General features: G+C 44.7%; 25 protein-coding genes. 14 read left to right on the top strand and 11 right to left on the bottom strand.

The annotated features are described in order from the left end of the window. Window positions 1-30: 30 nt before the first annotated feature. From fucP to LT679_RS05625, 3 genes are all read left to right on the top strand, one after another. Entirely contained in the window at window positions 31-1293 is a 1263-nt protein-coding gene (fucP, locus tag LT679_RS05635) for an L-fucose:H+ symporter permease (RefSeq protein WP_232176363.1), read from the top strand. 70 nt (window positions 1294-1363) lie between these two features. Continuing rightward, window positions 1364-2071 (top strand): NUDIX hydrolase, encoded by a 708-nt coding sequence (locus tag LT679_RS05630; protein ID WP_232176361.1) that lies wholly within the window; start codon window positions 1364-1366, stop codon window positions 2069-2071. Between the two features lie 54 nt (window positions 2072-2125). Then, window positions 2126-5641, top strand: a complete 3516-nt coding sequence (locus LT679_RS05625) for a gliding motility-associated C-terminal domain-containing protein (RefSeq protein WP_232176360.1) — start codon at window positions 2126-2128, stop codon at window positions 5639-5641. On the opposite strand, the gene rpoN is transcribed toward LT679_RS05625, so the two are convergent. Continuing rightward, complete coding sequence (gene rpoN / locus LT679_RS05620; RefSeq protein WP_232176358.1) at window positions 5642-7114, bottom strand: RNA polymerase factor sigma-54; 1473 nt, start codon at window positions 7112-7114, stop codon at window positions 5642-5644. Between the two features lie 151 nt (window positions 7115-7265). On the opposite strand from rpoN, the gene mscL reads away from it, so the two are divergent. The 5 genes from mscL to tsaB all read left to right on the top strand — a co-directional run bounded on the left by mscL (window position 7266) and on the right by tsaB (window position 9366). After that, window positions 7266-7673, top strand: a complete 408-nt coding sequence (gene mscL / locus LT679_RS05615; RefSeq protein WP_232176356.1) for a large-conductance mechanosensitive channel protein MscL — start codon at window positions 7266-7268, stop codon at window positions 7671-7673. 140 nt (window positions 7674-7813) lie between these two features. Further along, window positions 7814-7972, top strand: coding sequence for a 50S ribosomal protein L34 (gene rpmH / locus LT679_RS05610; RefSeq protein WP_013632808.1), 159 nt, complete (start codon window positions 7814-7816; stop codon window positions 7970-7972). Between the two features lie 78 nt (window positions 7973-8050). Further along, window positions 8051-8425 (top strand): ribonuclease P protein component, encoded by a 375-nt coding sequence (gene rnpA / locus LT679_RS05605; protein ID WP_232176355.1) that lies wholly within the window; start codon window positions 8051-8053, stop codon window positions 8423-8425. Continuing rightward, a complete protein-coding gene (gene yidD / locus LT679_RS05600) occupies window positions 8422-8667 on the top strand; it encodes a membrane protein insertion efficiency factor YidD (protein WP_232176354.1) in 246 nt (81 codons plus the stop codon). The genes rnpA and yidD overlap by 4 nt, the downstream gene beginning before the upstream one ends. A gap of 9 nt (window positions 8668-8676) precedes the next feature. Beyond that, window positions 8677-9366 carry a tRNA (adenosine(37)-N6)-threonylcarbamoyltransferase complex dimerization subunit type 1 TsaB gene (tsaB, locus tag LT679_RS05595; RefSeq protein ID WP_232176352.1) on the top strand — a complete coding sequence of 230 codons (690 nt, stop codon included), beginning with the start codon at window positions 8677-8679 and terminating at the stop codon, window positions 9364-9366. On the opposite strand, the gene LT679_RS05590 is transcribed toward tsaB, so the two are convergent. Continuing rightward, window positions 9361-10794, bottom strand: a complete 1434-nt coding sequence (locus LT679_RS05590) for a DUF5723 family protein (RefSeq protein WP_232176349.1) — start codon at window positions 10792-10794, stop codon at window positions 9361-9363. The two genes, tsaB and LT679_RS05590, sit on opposite strands and share 6 nt — an antisense overlap. 99 nt (window positions 10795-10893) lie before the next feature. Then, window positions 10894-12471 carry a hypothetical protein gene (locus LT679_RS05585; RefSeq protein ID WP_232176348.1) on the bottom strand — a complete coding sequence of 526 codons (1578 nt, stop codon included), beginning with the start codon at window positions 12469-12471 and terminating at the stop codon, window positions 10894-10896. Window positions 12472-12564: 93 nt separating this feature from the next. Between LT679_RS05585 and LT679_RS05580 the strand changes: the two genes are divergently transcribed. Further along, window positions 12565-12951, top strand: a complete 387-nt coding sequence (locus LT679_RS05580; protein ID WP_232176346.1) for a DUF423 domain-containing protein — start codon at window positions 12565-12567, stop codon at window positions 12949-12951. 9 nt (window positions 12952-12960) lie between these two features. Next, a complete protein-coding gene (priA, locus tag LT679_RS05575; RefSeq protein ID WP_232176344.1) occupies window positions 12961-15444 on the top strand; it encodes a replication restart helicase PriA in 2484 nt (827 codons plus the stop codon). A gap of 1 nt (window position 15445) precedes the next feature. Here the strand turns inward: priA and LT679_RS05570 are convergent, their stop codons facing one another. Beyond that, window positions 15446-15772 (bottom strand): hypothetical protein, encoded by a 327-nt coding sequence (locus LT679_RS05570; protein WP_232176342.1) that lies wholly within the window; start codon window positions 15770-15772, stop codon window positions 15446-15448. Between the two features lie 129 nt (window positions 15773-15901). On the opposite strand from LT679_RS05570, the gene LT679_RS05565 reads away from it, so the two are divergent. Next, a complete protein-coding gene (locus LT679_RS05565) occupies window positions 15902-16558 on the top strand; it encodes a protein-L-isoaspartate(D-aspartate) O-methyltransferase (RefSeq protein WP_232176340.1) in 657 nt (218 codons plus the stop codon). A gap of 70 nt (window positions 16559-16628) precedes the next feature. Here LT679_RS05565 and smpB read toward each other — a convergent pair whose 3' ends face one another. Continuing rightward, complete coding sequence (gene smpB, locus LT679_RS05560; RefSeq protein WP_232176338.1) at window positions 16629-17081, bottom strand: SsrA-binding protein SmpB; 453 nt, start codon at window positions 17079-17081, stop codon at window positions 16629-16631. A 26-nt stretch (window positions 17082-17107) separates the two neighbouring features. Further along, entirely contained in the window at window positions 17108-19012 is a 1905-nt protein-coding gene (locus LT679_RS05555) for an Nramp family divalent metal transporter (RefSeq protein ID WP_232176336.1), read from the bottom strand. A 198-nt stretch (window positions 19013-19210) separates the two neighbouring features. On the opposite strand from LT679_RS05555, the gene LT679_RS05550 reads away from it, so the two are divergent. After that, window positions 19211-19681: an Lrp/AsnC family transcriptional regulator gene (locus LT679_RS05550; RefSeq protein ID WP_232176334.1), complete on the top strand. Its 471-nt coding sequence runs from the start codon at window positions 19211-19213 to the stop codon at window positions 19679-19681. On the opposite strand, the gene LT679_RS05545 is transcribed toward LT679_RS05550, so the two are convergent. The 3 genes from LT679_RS05545 to LT679_RS05535 are packed head-to-tail and all read right to left on the bottom strand — an operon-like array spanning window position 19662 to window position 22125. Then, window positions 19662-20303 carry a hypothetical protein gene (locus LT679_RS05545; RefSeq protein WP_232176332.1) on the bottom strand — a complete coding sequence of 214 codons (642 nt, stop codon included), beginning with the start codon at window positions 20301-20303 and terminating at the stop codon, window positions 19662-19664. The genes LT679_RS05550 and LT679_RS05545 overlap by 20 nt on opposite strands. An 18-nt stretch (window positions 20304-20321) precedes the next feature. Then, window positions 20322-21068, bottom strand: a complete 747-nt coding sequence (locus LT679_RS05540; protein ID WP_232176330.1) for a copper homeostasis protein CutC — start codon at window positions 21066-21068, stop codon at window positions 20322-20324. 46 nt (window positions 21069-21114) lie between these two features. Further along, window positions 21115-22125, bottom strand: a complete 1011-nt coding sequence (locus LT679_RS05535; RefSeq protein ID WP_232176328.1) for a N(4)-(beta-N-acetylglucosaminyl)-L-asparaginase — start codon at window positions 22123-22125, stop codon at window positions 21115-21117. Between the two features lie 135 nt (window positions 22126-22260). Here LT679_RS05535 and LT679_RS05530 point away from each other — a divergent pair, with 135 nt between their 5' ends. After that, complete coding sequence (locus LT679_RS05530; protein WP_232176326.1) at window positions 22261-23199, top strand: helix-turn-helix transcriptional regulator; 939 nt, start codon at window positions 22261-22263, stop codon at window positions 23197-23199. Window positions 23200-23277: 78 nt separating this feature from the next. Further along, a complete protein-coding gene (locus tag LT679_RS05525; RefSeq protein WP_232176324.1) occupies window positions 23278-23700 on the top strand; it encodes an SRPBCC family protein in 423 nt (140 codons plus the stop codon). A gap of 1 nt (window position 23701) precedes the next feature. On the opposite strand, the gene LT679_RS05520 is transcribed toward LT679_RS05525, so the two are convergent. Both LT679_RS05520 and LT679_RS05515 read right to left on the bottom strand, forming a co-directional pair. Then, complete coding sequence (locus LT679_RS05520; RefSeq protein ID WP_232176322.1) at window positions 23702-25048, bottom strand: dihydroorotase; 1347 nt, start codon at window positions 25046-25048, stop codon at window positions 23702-23704. A 439-nt stretch (window positions 25049-25487) separates the two neighbouring features. Beyond that, window positions 25488-26069: an NUDIX hydrolase gene (locus LT679_RS05515; protein ID WP_232176319.1), complete on the bottom strand. Its 582-nt coding sequence runs from the start codon at window positions 26067-26069 to the stop codon at window positions 25488-25490. Between the last annotated feature and the right edge of the window lie 34 nt (window positions 26070-26103).

Genomic DNA, 26103 nt, shown 5'->3' with positions numbered 1-26103 from the left:
CAACCCAATTATAACCTTTTAATACCCTTTATGGATCAGAAGCCCAAATTAACCGAGAAAAAGTACCTCATTGTTTTTGTTTTTGTAACGTCGTTATTTATGCTTTGGGGCATAGCCATTACCATGGGCGATGTATTGAACAAGCATTTTCAAACCGTATTAAGTTTAAGCAAATCGCAATCCGCATACGTGCAGGTTTCTATGTTTGGCGCATATTTTATTATGGGTATTCCGGCAGGTATTTTCATGAAAAAATATGGGTATAAAAAGGGCGTGTTGCTGGGGTTGTTTTTATATGCTTTAGGCGCGTTTTTATTTGTACCTGCTGCCAGTGCCGTATCGTTTACTTTTTTCAGGGTAGCCTTGTTTGTTTTGGCCTGCGGATTGGCTACGTTAGAAACTGTTGCCCACCCGTTTGTGGCTGCGTTGGGCGATCAGCGCACCAGTGATCAGCGTATAAACTTCGCTCAATCGTTTAACGGTGTTGGTGCCATATTAGGCCCGTCAATAGGCAGCTACTTTATACTGAGAGGGGTGGATGCAGGGTCGGTAGATTTAACTTCGGTAAAGGTTTTATATGTAGTAATTGGCGCTGTAATAGCATTGATAGGTTTACTCTTTTCGTTTGTAAAAGTACCGGTGTTGAATGACCCACATGTTATTGCTACAGACACCTATGCAATAGACGCAAATGAAAATGTGAAAGAAGGTTTTTTAAAGGAGCTTAGCTGGCTATCAAAAAGAAAGCATTATGTATTTGCGGTAGTAGCGCAATTATTTAATGTGGCTGCGCAAGGCGGTACCTGGGCTTTCTTTATAAATTATGGCGAAGAGGTGATGGGCTTTGATTCTGAAAAAGCCGGTTACTTTTTGTCGTTAAGTATGGTAATGCTAATGGTTGGCCGCTTTATCGGAACTTTCCTGATGAGCTATATCGCTCCGAATAAATTGCTGGCCATATTTGCCGGCGGCGCAATTGTTATGTGTATTGTAGCGGCGCAAGGTTATGGCTGGGCGTCTTTCATAGCCTTGTTATTAATCAACTTCTTCTTCAGCATTATGTTCCCAACCATATTTAGTTTAGGGCTGAAAGATTTGGGTAAGCATACCGAGCAAGCTTCGTCATTCATTGTAATGGGTGTAGTTGGTGGTGCGCTGTTCCCGCCAATTATGGGTTTAATAGCCAATGCTGATGTGGCCAAAGCGTATTACCTGCCAATTATTTGTTACGCGGTTATCGGCTTGTTCGGCCTGCTATATCCAAGGCTGAACAAGAATGCAAACCGTGCCTAATAAATGTACTTGTTACAATTGCGGCAAATAGCTATTATTACAAACTTATTTAACCTATAGCTTATAGTTCATGCAAAAATATACGGGCGAAACGCCGGTGCTGGTTGCTGCTGATTGTATCATCTTTGGTTTTGACGGATGGAACATTAAACTTTTGCTGGTGCAGCGTAACCTTGACCCTGAAAAGGGAAAGTGGAGCTTGATGGGCGGCTTTATGCAGCCGGGCGAATCGCCGGATGACGCGGCAAACCGCGTGCTTGAACAGCGTACGGGTTTAAAAAATGTGTATATGGATCAACTCCGGGTATTTGGCGGCCCCGACCGCGACCCGGTTGAACGTACGCTATCCATCGCTTATTACGCCCTGATCGACATCAATCAGTACGAAAAGCAGTTAAATGATGACCATCATGCCGAGTGGTTTCTGCCCGAAGAAATGCCCGAACTGATTTTTGATCATAATGAAATGGTTAAACTGGCCCGCCGTCAACTCATGTATAAGGCAGCTTTGCACCCCATACTGTTTCAGCTACTGCCCGAAAAATTTACCATCCCGCAGCTACAGGCCTTGTACGAGGGTGTTTACCAAACCAAGTTTGACGACCGTAACTTTAGCCGTAAACTGCTCTCAACCGGTTTGCTTATAAAGCTTGCCGAAAAGGACAAGCAATCCTCAAAAAAAGGAGCATTTTATTACACGCTTGATCAATCGCACTACGAGGAGAACTTTGAGTCGTTCCTTAATCTGGTGCCTAATCCAAATAAATTCTTTCTGTAAAAACCATTTTGTATATTTATTAACCAATTATAAAACAGGTTAATAATATTCTACGTGCGGGCTCATTATCTGGCTATACTTTTATGGTTTTTGTTGCTTTGCACGTTAACTGCCGGTGCGCAGAGCTATACTACCAGTAAGGGAACAAAATTTTGGGTAGCCTACACCGAGCACATCTCTGCTACAAGTACACGTGCGAGTGATAGCCGGATGGTACTGTACATAGCTTCGGATGTTAGTACTTCAGGCAAAGTAAGTGTTGCCGACGGTGGCTTTAGTACAAATTTTACTGTGCCTGCAAATGGGGTAGCTGAGGTAGAAATACCGGCTTACGCGCAGCTGATAGGCACAGGTACAAAACTTAAGGGTATATATGTCGAGGCTAAAAATCCTGTAGCCGTTTACGCGCATATTTTCGCGTTATCTGTATCGGGGGCTACGCTCGTATTACCTGTTAACACGCTGGGTAAGGACTATTATACCATCAATTACACTCAAAAGTCGAATTCACTGGATAAAAATCAGGATGAGACGGTAAGCTACTCACAATTTGCCGTTATTGCGACCGATGATAATACCACGGTAGAGATTACTCCCAGCCAGGCACTTAGAGACGGTAACGCAGCCCTTACACCGTTTTCAAAAAAACTAAAAAAAGGTGAGGTTTATCAAGGGCAATCGCTGATGGATTTAACGGGCACACGCATCCGTTCAGTAAGCGCGAATAATGATCCTTGTAAAAAGATAGCCGTATTTGCAGGTAGCACCAAACTGGCTATTGGCTGCGATACATCCAACTTCTCATCAGATAATGTCATACAGCAGGTTTTTCCGACAGCATCATGGGGTAAAAATTATATCACCGCGCCGCTTAAGGGCCGGGATTACGATGTATTCCGGGTAGTGCTAAGCGACAATAATACCAATGTTACGCTTAACGGCACTTTGATGAACAGGCTGCCCGCAGGCGTTAATTTTATAGAATTTACATCGCGCCAGCCCAATCTCATAAAAGCTGACAAGCCCGTGCAGGTGGTGCAATATGCGGTTACACAAACCCAAACGCTTAATTGCATCAAGAGCAATGAAGTTAATGGCGACCCGGAGATGATCTACCTGAGCCCGCTTGAGCAAACGTTGGATAACGTGACCCTTTTCTCGGCCAAAAATTTCAGCATCCGGGCAAACTTTATAAACGTAGTCATCAAATCGGCGGATGTATCCTCATTTATATTGGATGGCAGGCCTTATAATACTTTCAGTGCCGTTCCGGGCGATGCCTCGTATTCATATGCGCAAATAAGCGTGCAAAGCGGCGTGCATAACTTGTCGGCAAAGGGCGGCTTCAGTGCAATCGCATACGGCTTCGGGCAATTTGAATCGTACGGCTACGCGGCAGGTGCCAACCTCGATAACCTGAACGAGCGTATTGTGTTGACCCCACCAGGCGGAGCCGGCGATTTTTTGGCAGGATGTGCAAATGTAGATTATAGTTTGCAATTGGCGTTACCCTACTTAACAAACACCATAAAATGGGTGCTGCATGATAGTACTGAGGTTGTGCAGAATAACCCGGCTTATACCACGGCAGCGGTTAACGGAGGGATGGTATATTATTATAAATTCCCTAACATAGTCAACTACCGGGCGGGCGACTACTTAGTGAAAGCCATAGTTAACCCGCAGCAGGTGGACGACTGCGGCTCTACTCGCGATGTTGAGTTTTCATTCAATATCTCTGATCCGCCTGTGGCGCGCTTCGCAGTGCAAAACGTTTGTTTAAAAAACGAAATGCTGTTTGCCGATAGCAGCCGCGCCCGAGGAAGTACTATTAAAACCTGGTATTGGGAGTTTGGTGATGGTAACGGTAGTTATGAACAATCGCCCGCACATTTGTACGCAACGCCCGGCAATTATGATGTAAAGCTTACTATTACAAACAACAACGGGTGTACTGATGTGGCGGTGAAAAATGTTACCGTTTATCCGCCTCCCGTTGCTGATTTTAATTATGCAGGCAGGCTATGTTCGGCAGGAGATACGGTGAGGCTCAACGGAACGTCGCCCACACTTGCCGACATTGACGAGTGGCAGGTTGATTTTGGCGATGGTACAGCGCCTGTAAGTTTTACCAATAACAAACCTTACCATCAATATGCTACCGGTGGCACTTATGTGGTCTCCTTGCGCGTACGCTCAAAAAGTACAGGCTGTTACAGCAACCCGGTTAGCCATACCCTTACCGTTAATACAGCGCCCGTTATCAATTTTAACGTGCCCGACGTTTGCATTGCCGATATGGCGGTGTTTGAGAATAACACCCTGCTTGCTGATGGCACTGCCGGGCAGATCACCTACTCATGGAACTTTGGCGATCCGGCATCAGGCAGCGCCAATACAAGTTCAGCCAAAAACGGAGCGCATCATTACACCCGCGCCGGGGTATACAATGTAACGCTTACCGCGGCGGCGGGCAATGGCTGTTTAGTTACTAAAACAGCCACCATATCAGTAAACGGAAATAATTTTAGTGGCGGTATCTTGCTTGAAAATCAAGCGAACCTGTGTGTAGCACAGCCTGTGGTTTTTGTGAATAACGCCCGGGTTAATCAAGGTGAAATAATAAAAGTTGAATGGTATTTTGATGTACTTAACAAGCCGGGGGAGAAGCTTACACTAACCAAGGCCAATATGCCGGCAGATGGTAAGATTAGCCATTTATATGATCCGTTCAGCTTTCCGGCAAGTAAATATTTTAAGGTGCGCATGGTGGTATATTCCGGCCTTAAATGTAGCGAGCAATACGAAACGGACATTGTTGTATATGCGCAACCAGGCATAACCATTAATTCATCAGCGGGCTTCGTTTTGTGCGAGGATAGCGCTCCTGTGCAATTTATTGCCGATGCAAATGGTGTTAACGGTACGGGCACATTCTCAGGGCAAGGCATTGGCCCTGACGGGACATTTGTTGCCGCGAATGCCCGGCCGGGTATAAATACGCTTACTTACACCTTTAGGTCAGACAAGGGTTGCGATGTTGTAAAAACCTTTGATGTTACCGTGAGTAAGTTGCCGGTTGTAAAGGTGCCTGCCGTTGTTAATGTATTTAACGGGCGGGGTAAACAACCGGGGCTAAGCGCATCGGGCGAAGCCTTAACGTTTAAGTGGTCACCGTCTGACGGGTTAAGCAGGGATGACGTTTTAAACCCCGGTATCACCTTAAACAGCGACATGACTTATCGCCTTACCGTAACATCTGGTGCTTGCAGCGTTATGAGCATGGTAAATGTAAAGGTGCACCGGCAGCTCACCATCCCCAATACATTTACGCCTAACGGCGATGGCATAAATGATACCTGGAATATTGATCTGTTGCAAAGCTTTCCGGATTGCGTGGTTACGGTAGTTAACCGCAATGGTGCACGCGTATTCTCATCAACTGGTTATACGTCAGCATGGAACGGCACCATGAACGGCAGCATGCTACCAGCAGGAACGTATTATTATACTATCGATTTAAAGGATGGCAGCAAGCCGTACAGCGGTTACCTTACGCTTTTACGCTGATTAAAGCTCCTTACGCAGGCGCGCCACCGGAATATTCATCTGCTCGCGGTATTTGGCTACGGTGCGGCGGGCAATGTTATAACCGGCCTCTTTCAATATTTCGGTAAGCTTCTCGTCTGCCAGTGGGTGACGTTTATCCTCTTTGCCTATGTGCTCCTCTAATATTTTCTTTACCTCTTTATTTGACACCTCTTCGCCGCTCTCGGTCTGTATCGCTTCAGAGAAGAATGATTTCAGCAGATAGGTGCCATGCTCGGTTTGCACATACTTAGAGTTAGCCACACGCGATACGGTTGAAATATCCATGTTGATCCTGTCGGCAATATCTTTCAATATCATCGGGCGCAGGTTTTTATCGTCGCCGGTTAAAAAGAAATCGTACTGATATTGCATAATGGCATTCATGGTTTTAAGCAGCGTTTGCTGGCGCTGCTTAATGGCATCAATAAACCATTTAGCCGAATCGAGCTTTTGTTTAACAAATTGTACCGCTTCTTTCAGTTTTTTATCTTTTTGCGATGCCTTGTCATAATGCTGGAACATCTCCTGGTAAGAGCGGCTTACCTTTAGTTCAGGTGCATTTTTAGCGTTTAATGTAAGCACCAATACACCATCGTTATTGCTGATGTGAAAATCAGGTATTACCTGCAACTGCTTGGTGTTAACCTCGCTGGAGTCGCCCGGTTTAGGGTTAAGTTTCAGTATCTCGCCAACTACTGCACGCAACTCGCTTGAGTTCATGTTAAGGGCGCGTTCAAGTTTATCGTAGTGCTTACGTGTAAACTCGTCCAGGTATTCCTCAACAACCAGTATCGCTTTTTTGATGATCGGGTCGTTAACATCCTTGCGCCTTAACTGTATCAGCAGGCATTCCTGCAAAGTACGTGCGGCAATACCCGGTGGGTCAAAGCTTTGTATCACTTTCAGCATGTCCTCAACTTCTTCATCCTCGGCCATTACATTGGCTGAAAAGGCAAGATCGTCTGTTAACGACATGATAGGCCTGCGCAGGTAGCCATCATCGTCAAGGCTGCCAATGATTTGTTTACCTATTAAAAAGTCTTTGTCTGACAGGAGCAGCAGGTCAAGCTGCGATTGCAGGTTCTCGATAAAGGAATTCTGGATAGCGATAGGCATCTCCTTTTTGTCTTCCTCATCGTCGCCGTTCTGATCATAACGTGAGCCATAATCATTTACGCTGTCATCCTGCAGGTAATCATCAATGTTAAATTCATCAGCTTCACCACCCTCATTGTCTGAGCTGCCAAAATCATCATCCGGGTCGCGATCCGGGTACTGCTCCTCAGGCTCGCTTAACGAGAGGCTGAAATCTTCAAGCGCGGGGTTATCTTCCAGTTCTTCCTTGATACGGGTATCCAATGAAACGGTAGGTACCTGCAGCAGCTTTATAAATTGTATTTGCTGAGGCGATAACTTTTGAAGTAGCTTTTGTTGAAGATTTTGTTTTAACATAGTTAAGCAGGGCCAAAATTACATCAATTAGCCATAACTTTAAAATAAGTTATTTGTTGATCGTAATAATGAATGTAAATAGACAAACCAATACATTTGTTTTGAGGGGATATTATTTTTTATATTTATTAAACTTAAATTTTTAGAAGATATGGGTTTTGCAAAGGAATTCAAAGAGTTTGCCATGCGTGGCAACGTGGTCGATCTGGCGGTGGGCGTTATCATTGGTGCTGCGTTTGGTAAAATTGTAACCTCGCTGGTTAACGATGTTATAATGCCGCCGATAGGGTATGTAACGGGCGGCGTTGACTTTTCGGACAAGAAAATATTGCTCAAGGCAGCCGATCCGTTAACTAAAACGGCCGAGGTATCTATATTATATGGTAATTTCATCAATACCATTATTCAGTTCCTGATCGTTGCGTTCTGTATATTTATCGTGGTAAAGGGCATTAATTCATTAAAAAAGAAAGAAGAAGCCGCGCCTGCAGCTCCGCCGGCACCCAGCAAGGAAGAGGTTTTGCTTACCGAAATACGCGATATACTGGCCCGCAAATAAGCCGTGTGCCGTATATGTGGATAAATACCTGCTTATACTATAAATATTAGTTAGCAGGATATTTGATAAAAGCAAAAAAAGCACTACATTTGCGCTCTTTATTTTTTAAATCGATAAACGACGAATAACAATATATAGCGATGAAAAGAACGTTTCAGCCATCTCAAAGAAAAAGAAGAAATAAACACGGTTTCCGTGAGCGTATGGCAACTGCTAATGGCAGAAGGGTTTTAGCTTCAAGAAGAGCTAAAGGCAGAAAAAGATTAACCGTTTCTGACGAGCGTCGTCACAAAGCTTAATTCCGGCTCCTGTAAAGTTGCGGTTTTTAGGGGTGCCGGGCATTTATAATTTCCTGGTTAACCCTGTAGCTACAACTAATGTATACTTTTAAAAAAGAAGAACGGTTATGTAATAAACGGCTTATCGCTGCTTTATATCGTAACGGTTCTTCTTTTTTATGTTATCCCTTTAAGGTAGCGTGGATGCCTGCCGATACTATCGAAGCCCCGGTGCAGATAGTATTATCAGTAGCTAAAAAACGCTACAAACGCGCGGTTGACCGTAACCTGATCAAGCGCCGCATCCGCGAGGCGTACCGCCTTCATAAACAGCAGCTGCTCTACAGTCAAATACCCGGCAAAAAAATCTTGCTTTCTATAAGCTACATTGGTAAGGATATTACCGAATACGCGTTTATGGAAAAAAAGATGATTAAACTGCTAACGCAATTAAGCGGAGAGGTGTTAAAATGAAATGGCTGATTAATTCTTTAAAAGCCATAGCAGGCGCTTTTTTTATAGCGCTTATCCGTATTTACCAATATTTTTTGTCCCCTTTATTTGGCGCGGCTTGCCGCTATACCCCATCGTGCTCGCAATATGGTATTGAGGCAGTAAAAAAACATGGCGCTTTTAAGGGCGGATGGTTAACTTTGAAGCGCATTGCACGCTGCAATCCCTGGGGTGGCCATGGGCACGACCCGGTACCTGATTGATCCTGAAATATGAATACCATACTGCAAATAGAAACCGCTACTACGGCTTGTTCGTTAGCCTTGGCTTTTAACGGCGAGGTTGCCGTATATAAAACTATTAACCAGCGTAATATTCACGCAGAGGTTATCACCCTTTATATTGATGAGTTGCTTAAAGAAGCGGGTGCGGAGTACGCCATGCTTGATGCTATAGCGGTTAGCGCCGGTCCGGGTTCATATACAGGTTTGCGCATAGGTATATCAACCGCTAAAGGTTTGTGTTTCGCTTTAGATAAGCCCTTGATCGCTATTGAAACGCTTGAAGCTATGACCAAAGGATTTATCGCGGCCAAAGCGGTTGAAATTGATGATGACACTTTGCTGTGCCCCATGATTGATGCCCGCCGTATGGAGGTCTATACAGCGTTATTTTCAGCTAATGGCCAGCGTGTTACCGAAACATCGGCTGAAATTATTGATGCGAATAGCTACGCCGATCGTTTAGCTAACGGGAAGGTTATCTTTTTCGGTGATGGAGCACCAAAGTTTCAGGATGTTTTAACCCATCCAAATGCTGTAATAATACCCGATTTTGTGAACTCGGCCGAGCATCTGACAAAACCGGCATTGCAAAAGCTACAGACCGGGGCGTTTGAAGATGTGGCTTATTATGAACCTTTTTATCTAAAGGACTTTATAGCCGGCAAAAAAACCTTATAGTTCGCCACCGCCTTTACGCTTGCCAAATATTTTGTCGAAAAAACGGCCGAAAAATCCTTTTTCTTCACCCATCGGGATGTAGCTTGCATTTAGCGGACTTTCAATAGGTCTGCCGAATTTCAGGGAAAAGCCGAGGAATACATCGGCACCTGTATAAGCGGAGTTATTACCAAAGCGTTGCAAAACCATGCGGCCGGTAGGCAGCAGCCTTTCTGATCCCAGGTAGAACTCAAAGTTTGGCGATTTGTACATAAATTGCCCGCCAAAGTTAAACAAGCGCAAATCATTATATGATGCTGTTGCTGTAATGGTTAGGTTATTGTATTGCAGGTGATTAACCAGCGCCCCGGTTAAGCCCGGATAAAACAACTGCTTTTGTACAATAAGCGTAGGCATTAAGCCAAAGGTACGGTCATAATTAAAAAAGTATTTTTTGGCCACACTTACTTCGGCCACACCATCAGTAGGGGTAATAAATGAGCCCGTGCTCATATACCCAGACTTAAGCAGGTTTGATAACTGGTTCCGAACGGTATCTTCCCGCCATGGTCGTGAAAGGTCTGTCAACGTAGTTGAGCCTAAAACCCGGTAAGTGTTTGATTTGCCGCTCCAGTGAATAAAACCCAGATCCTTCACGTTTCCCTGCCAAATATATCCTCCCTCGTTTTTGTAAGAACCACCGATAGATACGGATGCACCGGGGTTGCGGAAATTAGGCGCAAAGGTATTCGCTTTAAAACGCCCGGCGTTTTCACTGGCGTAGTACAGGCCATCTAAGGCAAGTTCTGCACGGTCGGCGGCTTTATCAAAAGCGATGCTCGAGTTATTGATCAGTATTTCCTGGTACTGCAAACCCATCAAAAAGTTTACCTTGAAACCAAAAGCGGCACGTTTATTTAATCTTTCTCGATACGAAAAACCTATCTGGTGGTACGTTTGGTAATAGCCTTTACTATTCAATATCTGATCGTACGCCTGGTTTTGAAAGTTGGCCGATCCGTTGAATAAAGCTATACTCTCGTCAGTAATGGTACCATTGGCCTCACCTTTGGTTTTAAAGGATATGCCCATCTCTTTATCGCCCTTCATACCGGCATACCATTTAAACATCAGCAGGTAAACGCCGGTATTGCCAATTACATGGTTCAGTTTTCCTTCGCCTATTCTTAGTTGTGAGTTATCATACCGTTCATCAAACAGGCGGGTTTGCACCGAGCGCTGGGCATTACCGGTTAAAAAAGCATATCCGCCAAAGTTCGGTATCAAAAAGTTTGATGCCATGTTGTAGCTCGAATCGCGGATGAATGACCGTTGCGAAGGGTTTTCAAATGAGTCAAACAGCGTTCCGGTGTTGTATTGCGAAAACTGCTGCGCCGCTGCAAACATAGAGGGGATTAACAGCAAGAGCAGTAGTAAAAATTTCTTCATATATGTAAATAAGACTTTTGTGCCGGCGCCTGTTTAATTGTCGATGCTTGTTAAACGCATTTAAGCCGTTATGGTTGATTAAATTTTTATTAAATGCGGTTAATTCGATGCTATTGTATTATCCTGATTGCGCAAAGTATCCGCACCGATGCAAAAATTAGTGTAAAAGCTATTGCCCGAGGCGGTTAACTGGTACGATGCGCCATATACATTTTGCCAGCCGGGAGAGCCTTCGTTAAATGCGGTGTAAGTTTCTTTATGCATATCGCGCTTAAAAACGTAGCGGGCGTTTTTACTGTGCACAAAGTAACAGATGTTGCCCCGTTGCGACATCATATTATCAAAGTTAATGTATTCGCTGGCCTTGGTTAAAAACTTACGGTTCATGTAAGTTTCATAATAACTCTGTAGTTCCGGGTATGATGCCGCAAGGATAAGGTAGTTATCCACAATCATAAAATACGGCTTACGGAAGCTTCCAAACGCATCGCCAAGCAAATAGTACATCAACCTGTCGTAGTTTAACCTGCCGCTGTTCTCGCTCATCTCCGAGCTGATATTTAAAAAATGCGGCAGCAGTTTCGAGCCGTTTTTAAGCGCTACAATGCCCAGCTTTTCCTGAAAACGCGTGGTTAAAACAGTAAACTCGTTAGCTGCAAAGCTGTTAAATGCCTGGCGTATGTTAACACCGGTTTCGTTTTTTATGGTAGTAAATAAAGCGGTTTCCTTTTTAGCGATACCCGTATTACGCTGCCATTTGTCCAGATCAGCAAAAAACTGTTGGGTATTTGAAAGCGTAAAGCTATTGTAGTATGCCGTGGTTGATGGCATAATATTTTTAAGGTGATTATCGGCAGGTTTCTGGTTGATGAAAACATTAAGATAGCCATGCCTCCCGCCTTGCGTGAGCGACGAGGTACCGTTAAACATCAACGCATCGCTTTTGTAGTTTAAGCTTAGTTTAGCGGTTGATGCCAGGCCGTAAAAGTTGAGCGGCAAATTAGCGGTGTTCTTAAAATAGCTGGCCAGCAAAGGATTAGTTTGCTGATAATTAATATATAATGAGCCGAGCGCGTTATTATCAGGCTGTGCAGGTTCTACGGCAAACACAGGTTTGTCTGTATAAAACCCGGCAGCTTGCGATGCCAACTCCTTTGAAAAACTACCCGAAAAAATCCCTTTACCTTTATTGATGATATAAAAGCGCTTTTTTATAGCCTTGATGTATAATATCCAACCTTTGTTTTTGCCCGGGGCATTGTCGGACAGAATTAGCAATGGGTTTTTAGCCAGATCATTAAAAGCAGAAGCTTTAAAGTTTTTAGGGGCTACGCCCGTAAGCAGCAGGTTGGTGCCGTTTTGCGCCGGGTGTACCGATACAAAAACGTGCTGCCCGCTAAACAAACCATCGGCGTTTGTGCCCAGCAAATTGCGTAGCGTATCTAACTCGTCGATATTTTCTTTGCCTGATACGGCCGCCAGCAGGGTGTTGTTCCGGAATATGTCGTAAAAGCTTACATCGTTCGGAAACTCAAATACAACAGCCGCATCAGTTGGAATGTTACGCATAACCTGGCTGGTATGCCTGCCCGGTGGGTTCAGGCTTTTAAAGTATGCCACCGTGATATAACCGCAGGCAACAAGTAAAATAACCGTAATAAAAATTATGCGTTTCATTTATATGTTTGCACTTGCAAGTTATACAAATTATGGCACTGCATTAAACGTTTACTTGCCAAAATTACCCTAACTTAGTCTTTTTATCTTTCAATGAATAAACAAATCATTTTTACCGCGGCCATATTCGGGGCGGTAGCGGTAGTACTTGGCGCCTTTGGCGCGCATGGTTTGCGGGCACTGATTACTGAAAGGCAGCTGGAAGTTTGGCAAACCGGTGTTCAATATAACTTCTATCATGTTTTTGCCCTGTTGTTTCTATCTACATTTACACGTTTTAAAATAAAATTAATTGCGGCGGCGTATTATTTATTTACGCTGGGTATGGTGTTTTTCTCCGGCTCGTTATACCTTTTATCTTGCCGCGATTTGTTGGGCTGGAGCTGGCTGGGCATATTAGGGCCCGTTACTCCAATAGGTGGTATATTATTTATTGCCGGCTGGATATGCCTGGCACTTGCAGCCTTACGTCACCGTTAATATTATTACATGCTCGAGTTTGCATCATCAAATACATCCGAAAGGAAAACGCTTTTTGTTGAGGTTATTTTGCCATTGGCGATAGCTAAGAACTACACTTATCGCGTGCCTTTTGAAATGAATGATGCCGTGGCCATTGGCAAGCGGGTGGTGGTGCAGTTTGGCAAAAGCAAGCTATATACGGCTATAGTGGCGGCTATAGGCACGCAGGCTCCCGAAAAGTACGAGGCAAAATACATCCTGGAAGTATTGGACGATCAGCCTATTGTTACTGCTTACCAGTTGCAATTGTGGCAGTGGATAGCGGAGTATTATATGTGCAATGTAGGCGAGGTAATGAATGCCGCGTTGCCCGCGGCTTTAAAGCTGGCCAGCGAAACTAAAATTGTGCTGAACAAGGATTATCCGATTGACCGGGCTACCTTGCACGACAAGGAATTTCTCATCGCCGAAGCGCTAGACCTGCAGCCTGAGCTAACTGTAAGCGATATAGCTAAGCTTTTAGGCCAAAAGACGGTGATGCCCATATTGAAGGGAATGTTCGAGAAGAACATCATCAATATATCTGAAGAGGTGAGCGACCGGTATAAACCCCGCAAGCGTACATTCATCACGCTCAACCCCGTTTATCATAACCAGGATAATCTGCGCGAGCTATTTAGCATTTTAGAGCGTGCACCTAAACAGGCAGATGCACTGCTGGCTTATATGAAACTGGCCCGTCATCAAAAGGCGGTATCAAAAAATGATATTACTGAGGAAAGCGGTGCCGGCTCAGCAGTGATAAAGGCACTCATTGAAAAGGAAGTTTTTTTTGCCGAGGAAAAAAATGTGAGTCGCCTGCATTACGAGCAGGAGAATGACACCGGCATATTTGACCTGAGCGAACTGCAACAAAATGCTTTAACGGATATCAAACGACAGTTTGAGGATAAAGATACGGTGCTGCTTTACGGTGTAACTTCATCTGGCAAAACGCAGATTTATGTGCGCCTGATTGAGGAGATGATAAACAGTGGCAGACAAGTGTTGTATCTGCTGCCCGAGATCGCGCTGACTACGCATATCATCGAACGTTTGCGTGCCTATTTTGGCAGCAACATCGGTGTATATCACTCTAAATTTAATGATAATGAGCGTGCCGAGGTATGGCAAAAAGTATTGAATGGCGATTACCGGGTAATACTTGGCGCCCGTTCATCGGTGTTTTTGCCGTTTGACGATCTGGGGCTGATCATTGTTGACGAGGAGCACGAAACATCATACAAGCAGTTTGATCCTGCGCCCCGCTACAATGCGCGCGATGTGGCCATTTACCTTTCGGCAATGTATAAGGGGAAGGTGTTGCTGGGTTCGGCAACGCCATCGTTCGAGAGTTACTTTAATGCCCGGGTGCACAAATATGGATTAACCGAATTAGTGCAGCGTTACGGCGGTGTTGAGCTGCCTGATATTGAGGTGGTGAGCATAGCCGAAGAAACCAAACAAAAAACCATACAATCGCACTTTACAGGTGTGCTGATGAAGGATTTGCAGCAGGCTATTGAGAATAAAGAGCAGGTGATCTTGTTTCAAAACCGCAGGGGTTACGCGCCTTTGCTGATGTGCCGTACCTGTGCTCACACCCCCAAATGTATTAACTGCGATGTAAGCCTAACGTACCATAAGAGCAGCGGTAAACTGCATTGCCATTATTGCGGTTACAAAGAGGATTCGCCCAGTATATGCCCGGCCTGCGGATCAACCCACCTGGAGTACAAGGGCTTTGGTACCGAAAAGATTGAGGACGATTTGAGCCTGCTGCTGCCCGATGTTCGTCTTGCCCGCATGGACATGGATACCACGCGATCGCGCAACGCGCTGCAAAACATACTTAACAATCTCGAAGAAAAAAAGATAGATATACTGGTGGGTACCCAAATGGTAGCAAAGGGGCTTGATTTTGCAGATGTTACCGTGATAGGCATAATCAACGCGGATAGCCTGCTTAAATTCCCGGATTACCGGGCCAACGAGCGAAGTTATCAGTTACTATCGCAGGTAAGCGGCAGGGCAGGGCGAAGGGGGAAACGTGGCAAGGTGGTAATTCAAACTTATGACACCGGTCACCGGGTGTTAAGGCAGGTGATCGAAAATAATTATCACGACCTGTATTTTACGGAGATGGAAGAGCGGCGCAGCTTTAAATATCCTCCTTATTACCGCATCATCAACCTGGATATTAAACATAAGGACCCGGATGCGTTATATAATCAGTCTGTTTACCTGGCTAACGAGTTACGTAAGCAGTTCGGCGATAGGGTAATTGGCCCCGAAGCGCCGTTGGTGAGCCGCATACGTAATTACTACATCAAAAGCATTATGTTGAAGTTTGAAAAGGATGGTATCTCCATAAACAAAGCTAAGGCCGTTATACGGGATGTGATTACCCAGTTTCAAACCACCAAATTGAGCAAGGGCGGGATTGTACAGCCCGATGTTGACCCGTATTAGGCTATTTTTTACTGATATTGGTGATGTGTATCTGCGGAAAGCCGTTAGTGGCCACCATGCCGCAACTGAACCTCGTGCTTAAATTATTGTAGTTTACTTTCACCCGCAAACTATCCTGCATAAAACTTGCGGGCAGGTTATCAGGGCTGTACATGGTATTATTCATCAGTATCAGCCATCCGCAGCCATCTGCCGCAGGCGAGCCCGTGTTAAGCACAATGCCTTCGGCCAGTTTTTCGTTTTTGTCTTTTTTGCAGGCCATAAAAGCGCTTGTCAGGGTAACGAAGAGCGCAATCAATATAATGCCGGGTTGGATACCTATTCTCATGCTATTGGTGTTTAATTGCCGCTACGTACAATTTTAATAAGATGCTACACAAACAGATAAATTAAACCTTGGGCTGTGGCAAGGCTTTCGCCTCGGTAAGCCCGTAATTTTAGCTAACTTTGGCAGCAAATGGCCTACAAGAGTATTGATAACTATCGTGAAAAAGGAGCGCGCAAGCGGCTGGTAGAACTATTGAGAAAGAAAGGCATTGAAGACGAAAATGTACTGAATGCCATCTGGGAGGTTCCGCGGCATTTCTTTTTTGATGAAACCTTCTGGAACCAGGCTTATAAGGATATCGCCTTCCCGATAGGTGAGGGGCAAACCATATCGCAGCCGTATACCGTGGCGTACCAAAGCCAACTGTTGCATATAAACAAAGGCGATAAGGTGTTGGAGATAGGCACCGGCAGCGGTTATCAAACCTGTATATTACTAAAACTTGGCGCTAAAGTTTATACTATTGAACGCCAGCCCGCTTTGTATGAGCGTACGGTTGACGGCCTTACCCGTTTAGGGTACAAGCCTCACTTTTTTTTAGGCGATGGCTCAAAGGGCATCCCTAAGCATGCACCGTATGATAAGATCATTGTAACGGCCGGTGCGCCTACTGTACCCGACGTATTACTGCAACAACTTAAAATAGGCGGCATCTTAGTTATCCCCGTTGGCGATGAAAACTCCCAGCAAATGGTTACCATATTGAAAGTCGGTGAGCACGATTACGAAAAAGTAGTGTTAGATACCTTTAGGTTTGTACCACTGGTGGGGGATAAGGCGTGGTAGCCCCCAACCCCTGAAGGGGAGTTTGTATTGCAAATGATTATTAGGTTTCCCCTTTAGGGGACGGAAGGGGTTAACTCTTCATCACCCTGTCCAGCTCGCGTTTGCTGTCGCGTTCTTTCATGGTCTCGCGTTTGTCAAAGTCTTTTTTGCCTTGTGCCAGAGCTATTTCCAGTTTGGCGAAGCCTCGTTCGCTGATAAACAATGCCAGCGGAACAATAGTAAAGCCCTTTTCCTCACCTTTGGTAAGCAGTTTTTTCAACTCCTTTTTATTGAGCAGTAGCACACGGTCGCGCTTGGCCTCGTGGTTGTAAAACGAGCCGAATGAATACTCCGATATATGCAGGTTACGCACATAAAGCTGTCCGTTAATAAAGCTGCAAAAGGCATCGTTTATATTAGCCTTGCCTTGGCGTATTGATTTTATTTCGGTACCCAGCAGTTGAATACCGGCAACATACTTATCCAGTACGTGGTATTCAAAGTAGGCTTTTTTGTTTTTTATGTAGATGTTATCCTGACTCATATCCTAAACGTTTGCAAATATGCAAATTATTTTGCTTGAGGCTTAACAACCAATACCGGAACGTTCACCATGTGCCGAACCGTATTTACGGTGGTGCCAAAAATCAGATCCTTAAGTACCCGGTGCCCATGCGATCCCATCACCATAAAGTCGATACCCTCATCGTTCACAATTTTAGCGATAGCCTTGGCGGGTATACCGTAGCCAATATATCCGCGGGCGTTATATCCCATTCGTTGCAGGTCATCAATGTACAGGTCCAGGTTTTTTACATCGCTTTGCGTTTCGCGGTCCATTACCTCGGTTTCGTGATAGCGGGCGGCGGCAGTTTCAACCACGTGGATCAGGGTATAAGCTGCATCCTTACCGCCCTGCATAATGGCATGGCGTATGGAGTCGCGGTCATTAGCGCTAAAGTCAATGGTAATGGCAATGTTGTTGTAAACTATGGGACTGATATCGCCAATGGCGGTGGCTTCACCATGTGGTACACGGGCAGGCCTTTCCTTCAGCTTGAATAATAATGGCCTCATAAAAACATACAACAGCAAAACGCCTACGCCGACAATCAGCGGCACAACAATAGCGTATATTTCTATGCGGGCATCAGGGTAGCCGCTTATCCAATCGTTAACCTGGTCAATAACCAGCTTAACATTGAGGCCTACAATCAACACGGCGCTTATCCAGGCCGCTATTTTTGCGAGCGGCCCAATAGCAAAGCCCTGCATTTTGGTTTTGTCAGATGTAAAATGTATCAGCGGAATAATAGCGAAGCCTAATTGCAAACTCAAGACCACCTGGCTCAATATCAGCAGATCGCTTAAGGCGTTCTCTCCAAAATATAAAATGGTAAAAACGGCAGGCAAAATGGCCAGCAAACGGGTGAGCAGCCTGCGCATCCAGGGGGCAATACGCAGGTTAATATGGCCTTCCATAATGATCTGCCCGGCCAGGGTGCCGGTAACAGTAGAGCTTTGTCCGGATGCTATTAACGCTACGGCAAATAGCACAGGCGCTATCTTCCCGAAAATATTTTCGAGTAGTTTGTAGGCATCCTGAATTTCGGCAACCTCAAAATAACCATTTTTAAAAAAAGCACCGGCGGCAAGTATCAGTATGGCGGCATTCACTAAAAAGGCAAGGTTAAGCGCTATCACCGTATCAAACATGTTGAATTTTAGCGATGCTTTAATACCTTCTTTAGTACGGTTTATCTTGCGTGTTTGCACTAACGACGAGTGCAGGTACAAATTATGCGGCATTACCGTAGCGCCAATAATACCTATGGCGATGTAAAGCATTTTATGGCTTACCTCATCATTTTTAAACAGGTTGTTGGGGATAAACCCTTTGGCTATCTCTACTACATCAGGCTTAACGATGAACATTTCAGTTAAAAAGGCCAGCCCGATAACAGATATCATGGATACAATAAATGCTTCGAGCTTGCGCATGCCTTTGTTCATCAGGAAGAGCAGCAGCACAGTATCGGTAATGGTAAGCAATACGCCCCATATCATTGGCAAATCAAACAGCAGGTTCAGCCCGATGGCCATACCGATGATCTCGGCCAGGTCACAAGCTATAATGGCAATTTGCGCCAGTATGTACAGGCAAAAGTTAACAAAGCGGGGGTACGCATTTTTTGAGGCCTGCGCCAGATCGAGCCCGCGTACAATACCTAAACGCGCGCTTAATGATTGCAGCAGCAGGGCGATCAGGTTTGATGCGAGTAATACCCAGATTAGCCGGTACCCAAAGGCGCTGCCGCCGGCAATATCGGTTGCCCAGTTGCCCGGATCCATATAGCCAACGCTTACCAGGTAGGCGGGGCCTAAAAATGCGAATATCTTTCGCCAGCCTGTGCGATGTTCAGTGTTTACCGTTCCGTGTACGTTGCTTAATGACTCACTGTGCCTGGCATCCATATTTATTTTGTGGCTCCCGTATCTTTTTTGCTTTTGTAAACGTTAAACAAAAGCTGATGTTTTTAATAAGTATATTTTCTCAAATCTAATTAAAAAAATTAGATAAGACTAATAATTGCATGAAATATACTTTTGAAAGACTGCACCTTATAAAAATATTATTTCGCTAATATTTTTATAGTATATATTTGTACCACCATGGCCGCCGAATTAGATAAAATAGATCTGCAAATTTTAAAGATATTACAAGAGAACGGAAGGATTACTAACCTGCAGCTCTCTAACGAGATTGGACTTTCACCGGCACCTACGCTGGAGCGTGTGCGTAAGCTCGAAAACTCGCACTACATCAAAAGCTATCACGCCCTGGTTGATGAGGAAAAGCTCGGCCTGGGTATAAAAACCTTTATACAGGTATCGCTTGATTTTCATAAAAGCAATACCATCCAGGTGTTTTTAGAAGAGATCAAGAACATAAAAGAGGTGACCGAGTGCCACCACGTAACCGGCCAATGCGACTTTTTGCTGAAAGTTTACGTGCGCGACATCAAATCGTACGAGCAATTGATTATGGAGAAAATAAGCCGCATTGGCGTGGTAAAAACATTCCACACCATGATGATCATGTCCACCAATAAAAAGGAGCCGATTATTCCACTGGAGTATTAGTTGTTGGGTGTTTATGCTTTTTATTGAAGGCTATTTGTTTCTTTTCAGGAAATAATTGTCCCGTTTTGGAGTACACTAAAACTTTTGTTTGGATCTCATCTGTGCTTATCATGTACACACTATCACTGAAAGTCTTTTCTTTTAGATTTACCTTTTTGCATATATAATAGTTGTTAATCTTTTTTATAATTATAAGTTGAGGACTGTTTTGCATGGTCCAAAACCCTTGGTGGTTAAAAGCGTCTCTTTTACCAAGCTTGGTTATAGATGTATAGAAATGTGTCAATGAAAACAGTAGCAACGAACACGCGAGCAGCCATCTAATTTGATACTTCCAATGATATATGTATAACAATAATAAAATTGTTATAATCATCTGAATAGTTAACTTTTCAAATACTGTAGGAATTATAAGCATAATTTCCTGAAGATTTATTGAGCAATTTTCTCCAGAAATTTTAAAATAATGGAAATATTCGTGCCAATACCAATAGGCATTTAAATAACAATAACCAGTAGCTACAGTCAGTATAGAGGCAAAATGCTTAGCGATAAATTTAAAAACGGGATTGTTTCCTTTGGGTATAAATTTAGCAATTTTTAGCCATAATCTTTTTATCATCGTGATAAGTTAATATTCCTAAAGATTATTTGCGGCGGTGAGAATGGTTCTCACTCTTTCAGCATTAGTTACAATCACACTATACTCATCCACATCGGCGCCGCCCATCAGTATATGGTCGTTGCGGTAAAGCATTTGGCTGCTAACGCGTGTTTTCGCGGTGGAGTGTACTTCTTTAGCGCCGGTAAAGCGCACAATGTCGTTCACGTTATTTTCGTCGACACCACAACCCGGCATAATGCTTATACGCCCGGCGGATTGCTGCACCAGGCTGGCAATTACACTGGCGCCCTCAATCGCCGTAGTTTTACCGCCTGAGGTAAGCACACGCTCACAGCCTATTTCAACAATATCTTCAAGCGCCTGGTAAATATCTGCCGACATATCAATCGCGCGGTGAAAGGTAACACCCAAGCCCCATTGTTTGGCGATATCCACCAACTCTTTACAGCGGGGCTTGTCTACACGCCCTTCAGGGGTAAGCATACCAATTACTACGCCATCGCATCCTGCTTCAATGCAATGCCGTATTTCTGCTTTCATGATCTCGAATTCTACATCATTATACAGAAAGTCGCCGCCACGTGGCCGTATCAGCACATATATTTTTATATGGAGCAGTTTGCGGGCAAGCTGTATTTGCCCGGCTGATGGCGTAGTACCGCCGTCGCTTAAATTATCGCACAGTTCAACACGCGTTGCGCCGCCTTCCTGTGCCGCCACTGCCGAAACCACGGAGTTGGCACAAACCTCAAGTGATACCATTCAGGATTTTACTAAGCTATAAAGTTAACAATAAATATATTATATATTATTTATTGCTTTTGTAGTAAAACTTACCTTTTATCAAGCGGTCCTGCTTCTCGCTGTCGCAAACGGCATAGCTGAACCCGTCCTGCAGGGCATAGGCGCCGTATTCACCTTTTTTGTTGATGGCTAAAAAGCCCACCTGTATCTCTTTAGCGGTATCGGGTTTCTTTTTTACGATGCGCATAACTGCCTCTTTACAGGCTGCTTCGGGCGTGTAACCTTGGCGCATCAGTTCTACTACTAAAAAGCTGCCTACGTTGCGGATCACTTCCTCACCAACACCGGTTGAAGTAGCGCCACCAACCTCATTATCAACATAAAGCCCGGCACCAATTATCGGGCTGTCGCCCACACGGCCGTGCATTTTAAAGGCCATACCGCTGGTGGTGCACGCGCCGGATATATTGCCTTTAGCGTCAATAGCCAACATGCCAATTGTATCATGATTATATTGGTTGCCGGGTTTCTGGCTGTTCTCTATATTCATCACCGGCTTGTACTGTTTAGTTTCAAGCCATTTTTTCCATTCTTTTTCTGATTCAGGCGTGAGTAGTTTTTCTCTTTTTAAGCCTTGCTCAACGGCGAATTGGGTAGCGCCTTCGCCAACCAGCATTACGTGCGGGGTTTTTTCCATCACCATGCGTGCTACTTCTATGGGGTGCGCAATGTACTCCATGGCAGCAACCGAGCCGCAATTGCCCTTTTCGTCCATAATGCAGGCATCAAGGGTAACGTGTCCGTCGCGGTCAGGATAGCCGGCGCGGCCAACGGTATGGTTATTCAGGTCGGCTTCAGGTATTTTTACACCTGCTTCAACGGCATCCAGCGCGCGGCCGCCCTTGCCTAAAATGGTCCAGGCCTCTTTATTGGCGGCAATGCCAAAATCCCAGGTTGATATTACTACGGGCAGTTTTGGCGCTGCAGCTTTTAAAGGGTTAGCCAGGCTTGTTGATATTGTTGCGCAAGCAGCGCTTGCAGATGATATTTTAATAAAATTTCGACGCGATAACATGGTTCAATATAGCTAAATTATATCAGCGGCAAAGTTAGCTTTTTAATGTAAGTGTATTTTTACGTTTAATGATGTTAGTAAAATGCGCACCTGTAACGGCAGACACGCACCGCTTTTTTATTTAATTTCGTTGCGATGAACCGTATCGACCGTATATCAGCCATATTGATCCAGCTACAATCGCGCAGGGTGGTTAAGGCCGCTGATATTGCCGAGCGTTTTGGCATCAGCCTGCGTACAGTTTACCGTGATGTTAAAACGCTGGAAGAAGCCGGTGTACCGCTAATGGGTGAGGCCGGGGTAGGTTACTCCATTATGGATGGCTACCGTTTGCCGCCGGTAATGTTTACCCGTGAGGAAGCGACGGCATTTTTAACTGCCGAAAAATTTATTGAAAAACTTACCGATAACTCTACCATGAGTTATCACCGGTCGGCGATGGATAAGATACGCGCTATACTGCGTACCGCCGAAAAAAACACGTTGGAGGACCTGGATGGCAGCATTGCGGTAATTCACAGCCGGAGCCAGCAGCAGGCAGATAACCAGGATCATATACAAACTATATTGAATGCGATAACGCAAAAGCGCGTGATGCAACTTGATTATTTTGCCTACCACAGCCAGCAGCAAACCAGCCGTATGGTTGAGCCGGTGGGCGTTTATTACCTGGATAGCTATTGGCACCTGATTGCCTACTGCCGTATGCGTAAGGATTATCGTGATTTCCGGCTCGACCGAATAAAAGGTATCAGTATCAGCAATGATAAATTTATCGGCCAGCACCCGGCATTGAAGGATTATATCACTCAAACCGCGCGCGAGCATAAGCTGGAGACGGTAATTATGCGCATACAAAAAAGCGTATATCCATATCTTACCAATCAAAAATATTATAATGGTTTTGTATCCGAGCGGTTAGATGGCGATGAATGGGAGATGACTTTTCTAACCATGTCAATAGAAGGCTTTGCACGTTGGTTTATGATGTATGGCGATATGGCAACCGTTATAACGCCTGATGTTTTAAAGGATAGAATACAAGAGATCGCCGGCGCAATCGTTAAAAAATAATTGTTTACGGTTTTTTACTACTGACATAGGGTTGTCATTAAACGGTGCGTTCTTTGGGCTTATTCAAAAATTAATATCATGACAGACATCACACTAACCACCTCGATTGACTTCAAAGCTCCGAAAGAAAAAGTTTGGCAGGGGCTCACCGACCCTAAGTTGATAAAAGAATACTTTTTCGGAACAGATTTAATTACCGATTGGACAATAGGCAGCCCAATCATCTGGACAGGCGAGTGGGATGGCGTAGTTTACACCGACAAGGGTACCGTGCTGGAAGTTATTCCCGGCGAATTTGCCAAATACACTTACTGGAGCAGCATGTCGGGCACTGAAGACTTACCTGAAAATTACCAGATAGTGAGCTATCGCCTTGAGGGTAATGATAGCGGAACGCGCCTTACCATTACGCAGGAAAACATTGCCGACGAAGAAAAGAAACAGCACTCCGAATATAACTGGCAAGCGCTTATGGCCGAGCTGAAAAAGCTGATAGAATAAATTAAGCCTGCGGGTTAAATGCCATTCGCTGGCCGGACAGGTGATGGTTCACAAAATGGCCATTATCCCAAACCAAATTACCCGATACAATGGTGCTAACCACGCTCGATTTAAAGGTAGTACCTTCAAACGGGCTCCAGCCGCATTGGTATAAAATATTGTCCTTTTCAACCTGCCATGGTTTGTTCAGGTCAACCAAAACCATATCGGCCCAGTAGCCTTCGCGTAAAAAACCGCGCTTGTCAATACGGAAACAGGTGGCCACATTGTGCGCCATCTTTTCTGTTATTTGTTCAAGGGTGATCTTGCCTTGATGGTAAAGCTCCAACATGGCCGTTAAGGCATGTTGTACCAACGGACCGCCTGAAGGGGCTTGCATATAAGGCTGGGCTTTTTCCTCGATGGTGTGAGGGGCATGGTCGGTTGCGATGACATCAATACGGCCATCCAACACCGCTTTCAGGATTCCCTCGCGGTCGGCGGCGGTTTTAACAGCAGGGTTCCATTTTATCAGGTTGCCTTTGGTTTCGTAATCCGCATCGCTAAACCAAAGGTGGTGTATGCAGGCCTCAGCGGTTATTTTTTTATCCGCCAGCGGGGTGCTGTTATCAAAAAGGTGTGTTTCCTTTTCTGTTGAAATGTGCAGAATATGCAGCCTGGTGCCATGCTTTTTAGCCAGCTCAACCGCTAACGATGATGACAGATAACAAGCCTCGGCACTACGGATCACCGGGTGTAATGATATGGGAATATTTTCTTCGCCCAGTGTCATTTTATAATGGTTGAGGTTGTGCCTGATGGTGGCCTCGTCCTCGCAATGCGTAGCGATCAGCATTGGCGAGTTGGTGAAAATATTTTCGAGCGTGGTGCGGTTATCAACCAGCATATTACCTGTTGATGAACCCATGAACACCTTAATACCGCAAACGTTGCGCGCGTCGGTGCGCAAAACCTCGTCCAGATTGTCATTGCTGGCACCCATAAAAAACGAGTAGTTAGCAAGTGAGCTATTAGCTGCAATGGCATACTTGTCAGCTAACAATTCCTGCGTAAGCGTATTCGGTACGGTATTGGGCATCTCCATAAAGGAGGTTATACCACCCGCAACTGCCGCCCTTGATTCCGTAAAGATCTTGGCCTTATGCGTTAGCCCCGGCTCGCGAAAATGCACCTGGTCATCAATACAGCCCGGCAGCAAGTGCAGCCCCTCGGCGTTGATCTCGGTATCGGCCTTAGCATCAATACTGGTATCAATGCGTTCAATAAAACCGTCTTTTATCAGTATATCGCCATTAAATTGCTTGTTCTCGTTAACAATGGTAGCTGCTTTTATCAGGATAGATGCCATGGGAGCAAAGATATTAAATTACGTTTTCTAAATCAGTTACAATTCGTTTTATTACCTGCCCTGAATTTCTTTTGAGCGATCAAAAGAAACAAAAATCGCCGGCTGTTTAATTTTCTATGAAAGTCAGTGCTTCAACCTGCTACCCGAAAATTAAAAGGCCGGAGGATGCACTTATGAGCAGTCTTTTATTTCAAATGTGCGCTGGCCTGCCGGAAAGCCGGGCCGGGAGTATAGCCTTGTGCGGATGAAGGTTTTTTCCGGCTTGACTTTTGGTTACTTTGTGTCTAAGACAAAGTAACTGGCTTCTGCGGCCAAGGGCAGACCTACGATAGTTAAAGCACAACTCCTTGATCAAAGAAATAATAGTTCATTATCTGCCCTAAATTTCTTTTGATCGCTCAAAAGAAGTTTAGGACAAGTAATGATCTTTTTAAAAGAACTATTTCAGCTTCAAACCAAATACTCCCGGATATGCAATGGCTGCTTTTAAAATGAAATTCAACGAATCAGTAACCCATATATCACCGTTAATGGCCATTTCGAGCACCTTTGGCGCAGGCAGGGTCAGCACGTCAATATCCTCGGTTGAATCAAGCTTTTGTTGGGAGTTAAATTCCGCACCAAACAAGATAAAACCGTAGGTGATTTGCTTCAGCTTGGTTGGGTTGTTGGCAATTTTTCCGAGCGAATTAAGCTGCTCGGCGGAGGCTTTAACACCGGTTTCTTCTTCCAATTCGTTCAACGCCGATTCAATAATACTCTTGTTTTTTTGCTGCATACCGCCGGGCAGTTCAAGCAGTATTTGGCCGAGGGCGTGTTTATACTGTCGCACCAAAACCACCTCATTGTTTTTAGTGATGGCCAGCACCTGCACCACATCGCCGAGGGGCGAAAAATAATAATCGTCAACTATACTACCGTTGGCTAATTCAACAGCATGCTTTAATATCGGGAACCAGGGGCTGGGCGATACGTCCTGCTCGCTCAGTAACTTCCATGGTTTTATTTCTTTATTGGTCATGTTTTAACTATTCAGGCTGAAAATTTTGCCCTAA

The organism is Mucilaginibacter roseus (genome assembly GCF_021215455.1).
Classification (GTDB): domain Bacteria; phylum Bacteroidota; class Bacteroidia; order Sphingobacteriales; family Sphingobacteriaceae; genus Mucilaginibacter; species Mucilaginibacter roseus.
Note: the sequence above shows the minus strand (reverse complement) of the source record. Positions and strands in the feature narration are given on the sequence as shown.

What these genes read in the sequence shown, in the direction of transcription:
- fucP (WP_232176363.1), top strand. Translation starts at nt 31, where the DNA reads ATGGATCAGAAGCCCAAATTAACCGAGAAAAAGTACCTCATTGTTTTT.
- LT679_RS05630 (WP_232176361.1), top strand. Translation starts at nt 1,364, where the DNA reads ATGCAAAAATATACGGGCGAAACGCCGGTGCTGGTTGCTGCTGATTGT.
- rpoN (WP_232176358.1), bottom strand. Translation starts at nt 7,114, where the DNA reads ATGTTAAAACAAAATCTTCAACAAAAGCTACTTCAAAAGTTATCGCCT.
- mscL (WP_232176356.1), top strand. Translation starts at nt 7,266, where the DNA reads ATGGGTTTTGCAAAGGAATTCAAAGAGTTTGCCATGCGTGGCAACGTG.
- rpmH (WP_013632808.1), top strand. Translation starts at nt 7,814, where the DNA reads ATGAAAAGAACGTTTCAGCCATCTCAAAGAAAAAGAAGAAATAAACAC.
- rnpA (WP_232176355.1), top strand. Translation starts at nt 8,051, where the DNA reads ATGTATACTTTTAAAAAAGAAGAACGGTTATGTAATAAACGGCTTATC.
- yidD (WP_232176354.1), top strand. Translation starts at nt 8,422, where the DNA reads ATGAAATGGCTGATTAATTCTTTAAAAGCCATAGCAGGCGCTTTTTTT.
- tsaB (WP_232176352.1), top strand. Translation starts at nt 8,677, where the DNA reads ATGAATACCATACTGCAAATAGAAACCGCTACTACGGCTTGTTCGTTA.
- LT679_RS05590 (WP_232176349.1), bottom strand. Translation starts at nt 10,794, where the DNA reads ATGAAGAAATTTTTACTACTGCTCTTGCTGTTAATCCCCTCTATGTTT.
- LT679_RS05585 (WP_232176348.1), bottom strand. Translation starts at nt 12,471, where the DNA reads ATGAAACGCATAATTTTTATTACGGTTATTTTACTTGTTGCCTGCGGT.
- LT679_RS05580 (WP_232176346.1), top strand. Translation starts at nt 12,565, where the DNA reads ATGAATAAACAAATCATTTTTACCGCGGCCATATTCGGGGCGGTAGCG.
- priA (WP_232176344.1), top strand. Translation starts at nt 12,961, where the DNA reads ATGCTCGAGTTTGCATCATCAAATACATCCGAAAGGAAAACGCTTTTT.
- LT679_RS05570 (WP_232176342.1), bottom strand. Translation starts at nt 15,772, where the DNA reads ATGAGAATAGGTATCCAACCCGGCATTATATTGATTGCGCTCTTCGTT.
- LT679_RS05565 (WP_232176340.1), top strand. Translation starts at nt 15,902, where the DNA reads ATGGCCTACAAGAGTATTGATAACTATCGTGAAAAAGGAGCGCGCAAG.
- smpB (WP_232176338.1), bottom strand. Translation starts at nt 17,081, where the DNA reads ATGAGTCAGGATAACATCTACATAAAAAACAAAAAAGCCTACTTTGAA.
- LT679_RS05555 (WP_232176336.1), bottom strand. Translation starts at nt 19,012, where the DNA reads ATGGATGCCAGGCACAGTGAGTCATTAAGCAACGTACACGGAACGGTA.
- LT679_RS05550 (WP_232176334.1), top strand. Translation starts at nt 19,211, where the DNA reads ATGGCCGCCGAATTAGATAAAATAGATCTGCAAATTTTAAAGATATTA.
- LT679_RS05545 (WP_232176332.1), bottom strand. Translation starts at nt 20,303, where the DNA reads ATGATAAAAAGATTATGGCTAAAAATTGCTAAATTTATACCCAAAGGA.
- LT679_RS05540 (WP_232176330.1), bottom strand. Translation starts at nt 21,068, where the DNA reads ATGGTATCACTTGAGGTTTGTGCCAACTCCGTGGTTTCGGCAGTGGCG.
- LT679_RS05535 (WP_232176328.1), bottom strand. Translation starts at nt 22,125, where the DNA reads ATGTTATCGCGTCGAAATTTTATTAAAATATCATCTGCAAGCGCTGCT.
- LT679_RS05530 (WP_232176326.1), top strand. Translation starts at nt 22,261, where the DNA reads ATGAACCGTATCGACCGTATATCAGCCATATTGATCCAGCTACAATCG.
- LT679_RS05525 (WP_232176324.1), top strand. Translation starts at nt 23,278, where the DNA reads ATGACAGACATCACACTAACCACCTCGATTGACTTCAAAGCTCCGAAA.
- LT679_RS05520 (WP_232176322.1), bottom strand. Translation starts at nt 25,048, where the DNA reads ATGGCATCTATCCTGATAAAAGCAGCTACCATTGTTAACGAGAACAAG.
- LT679_RS05515 (WP_232176319.1), bottom strand. Translation starts at nt 26,069, where the DNA reads ATGACCAATAAAGAAATAAAACCATGGAAGTTACTGAGCGAGCAGGAC.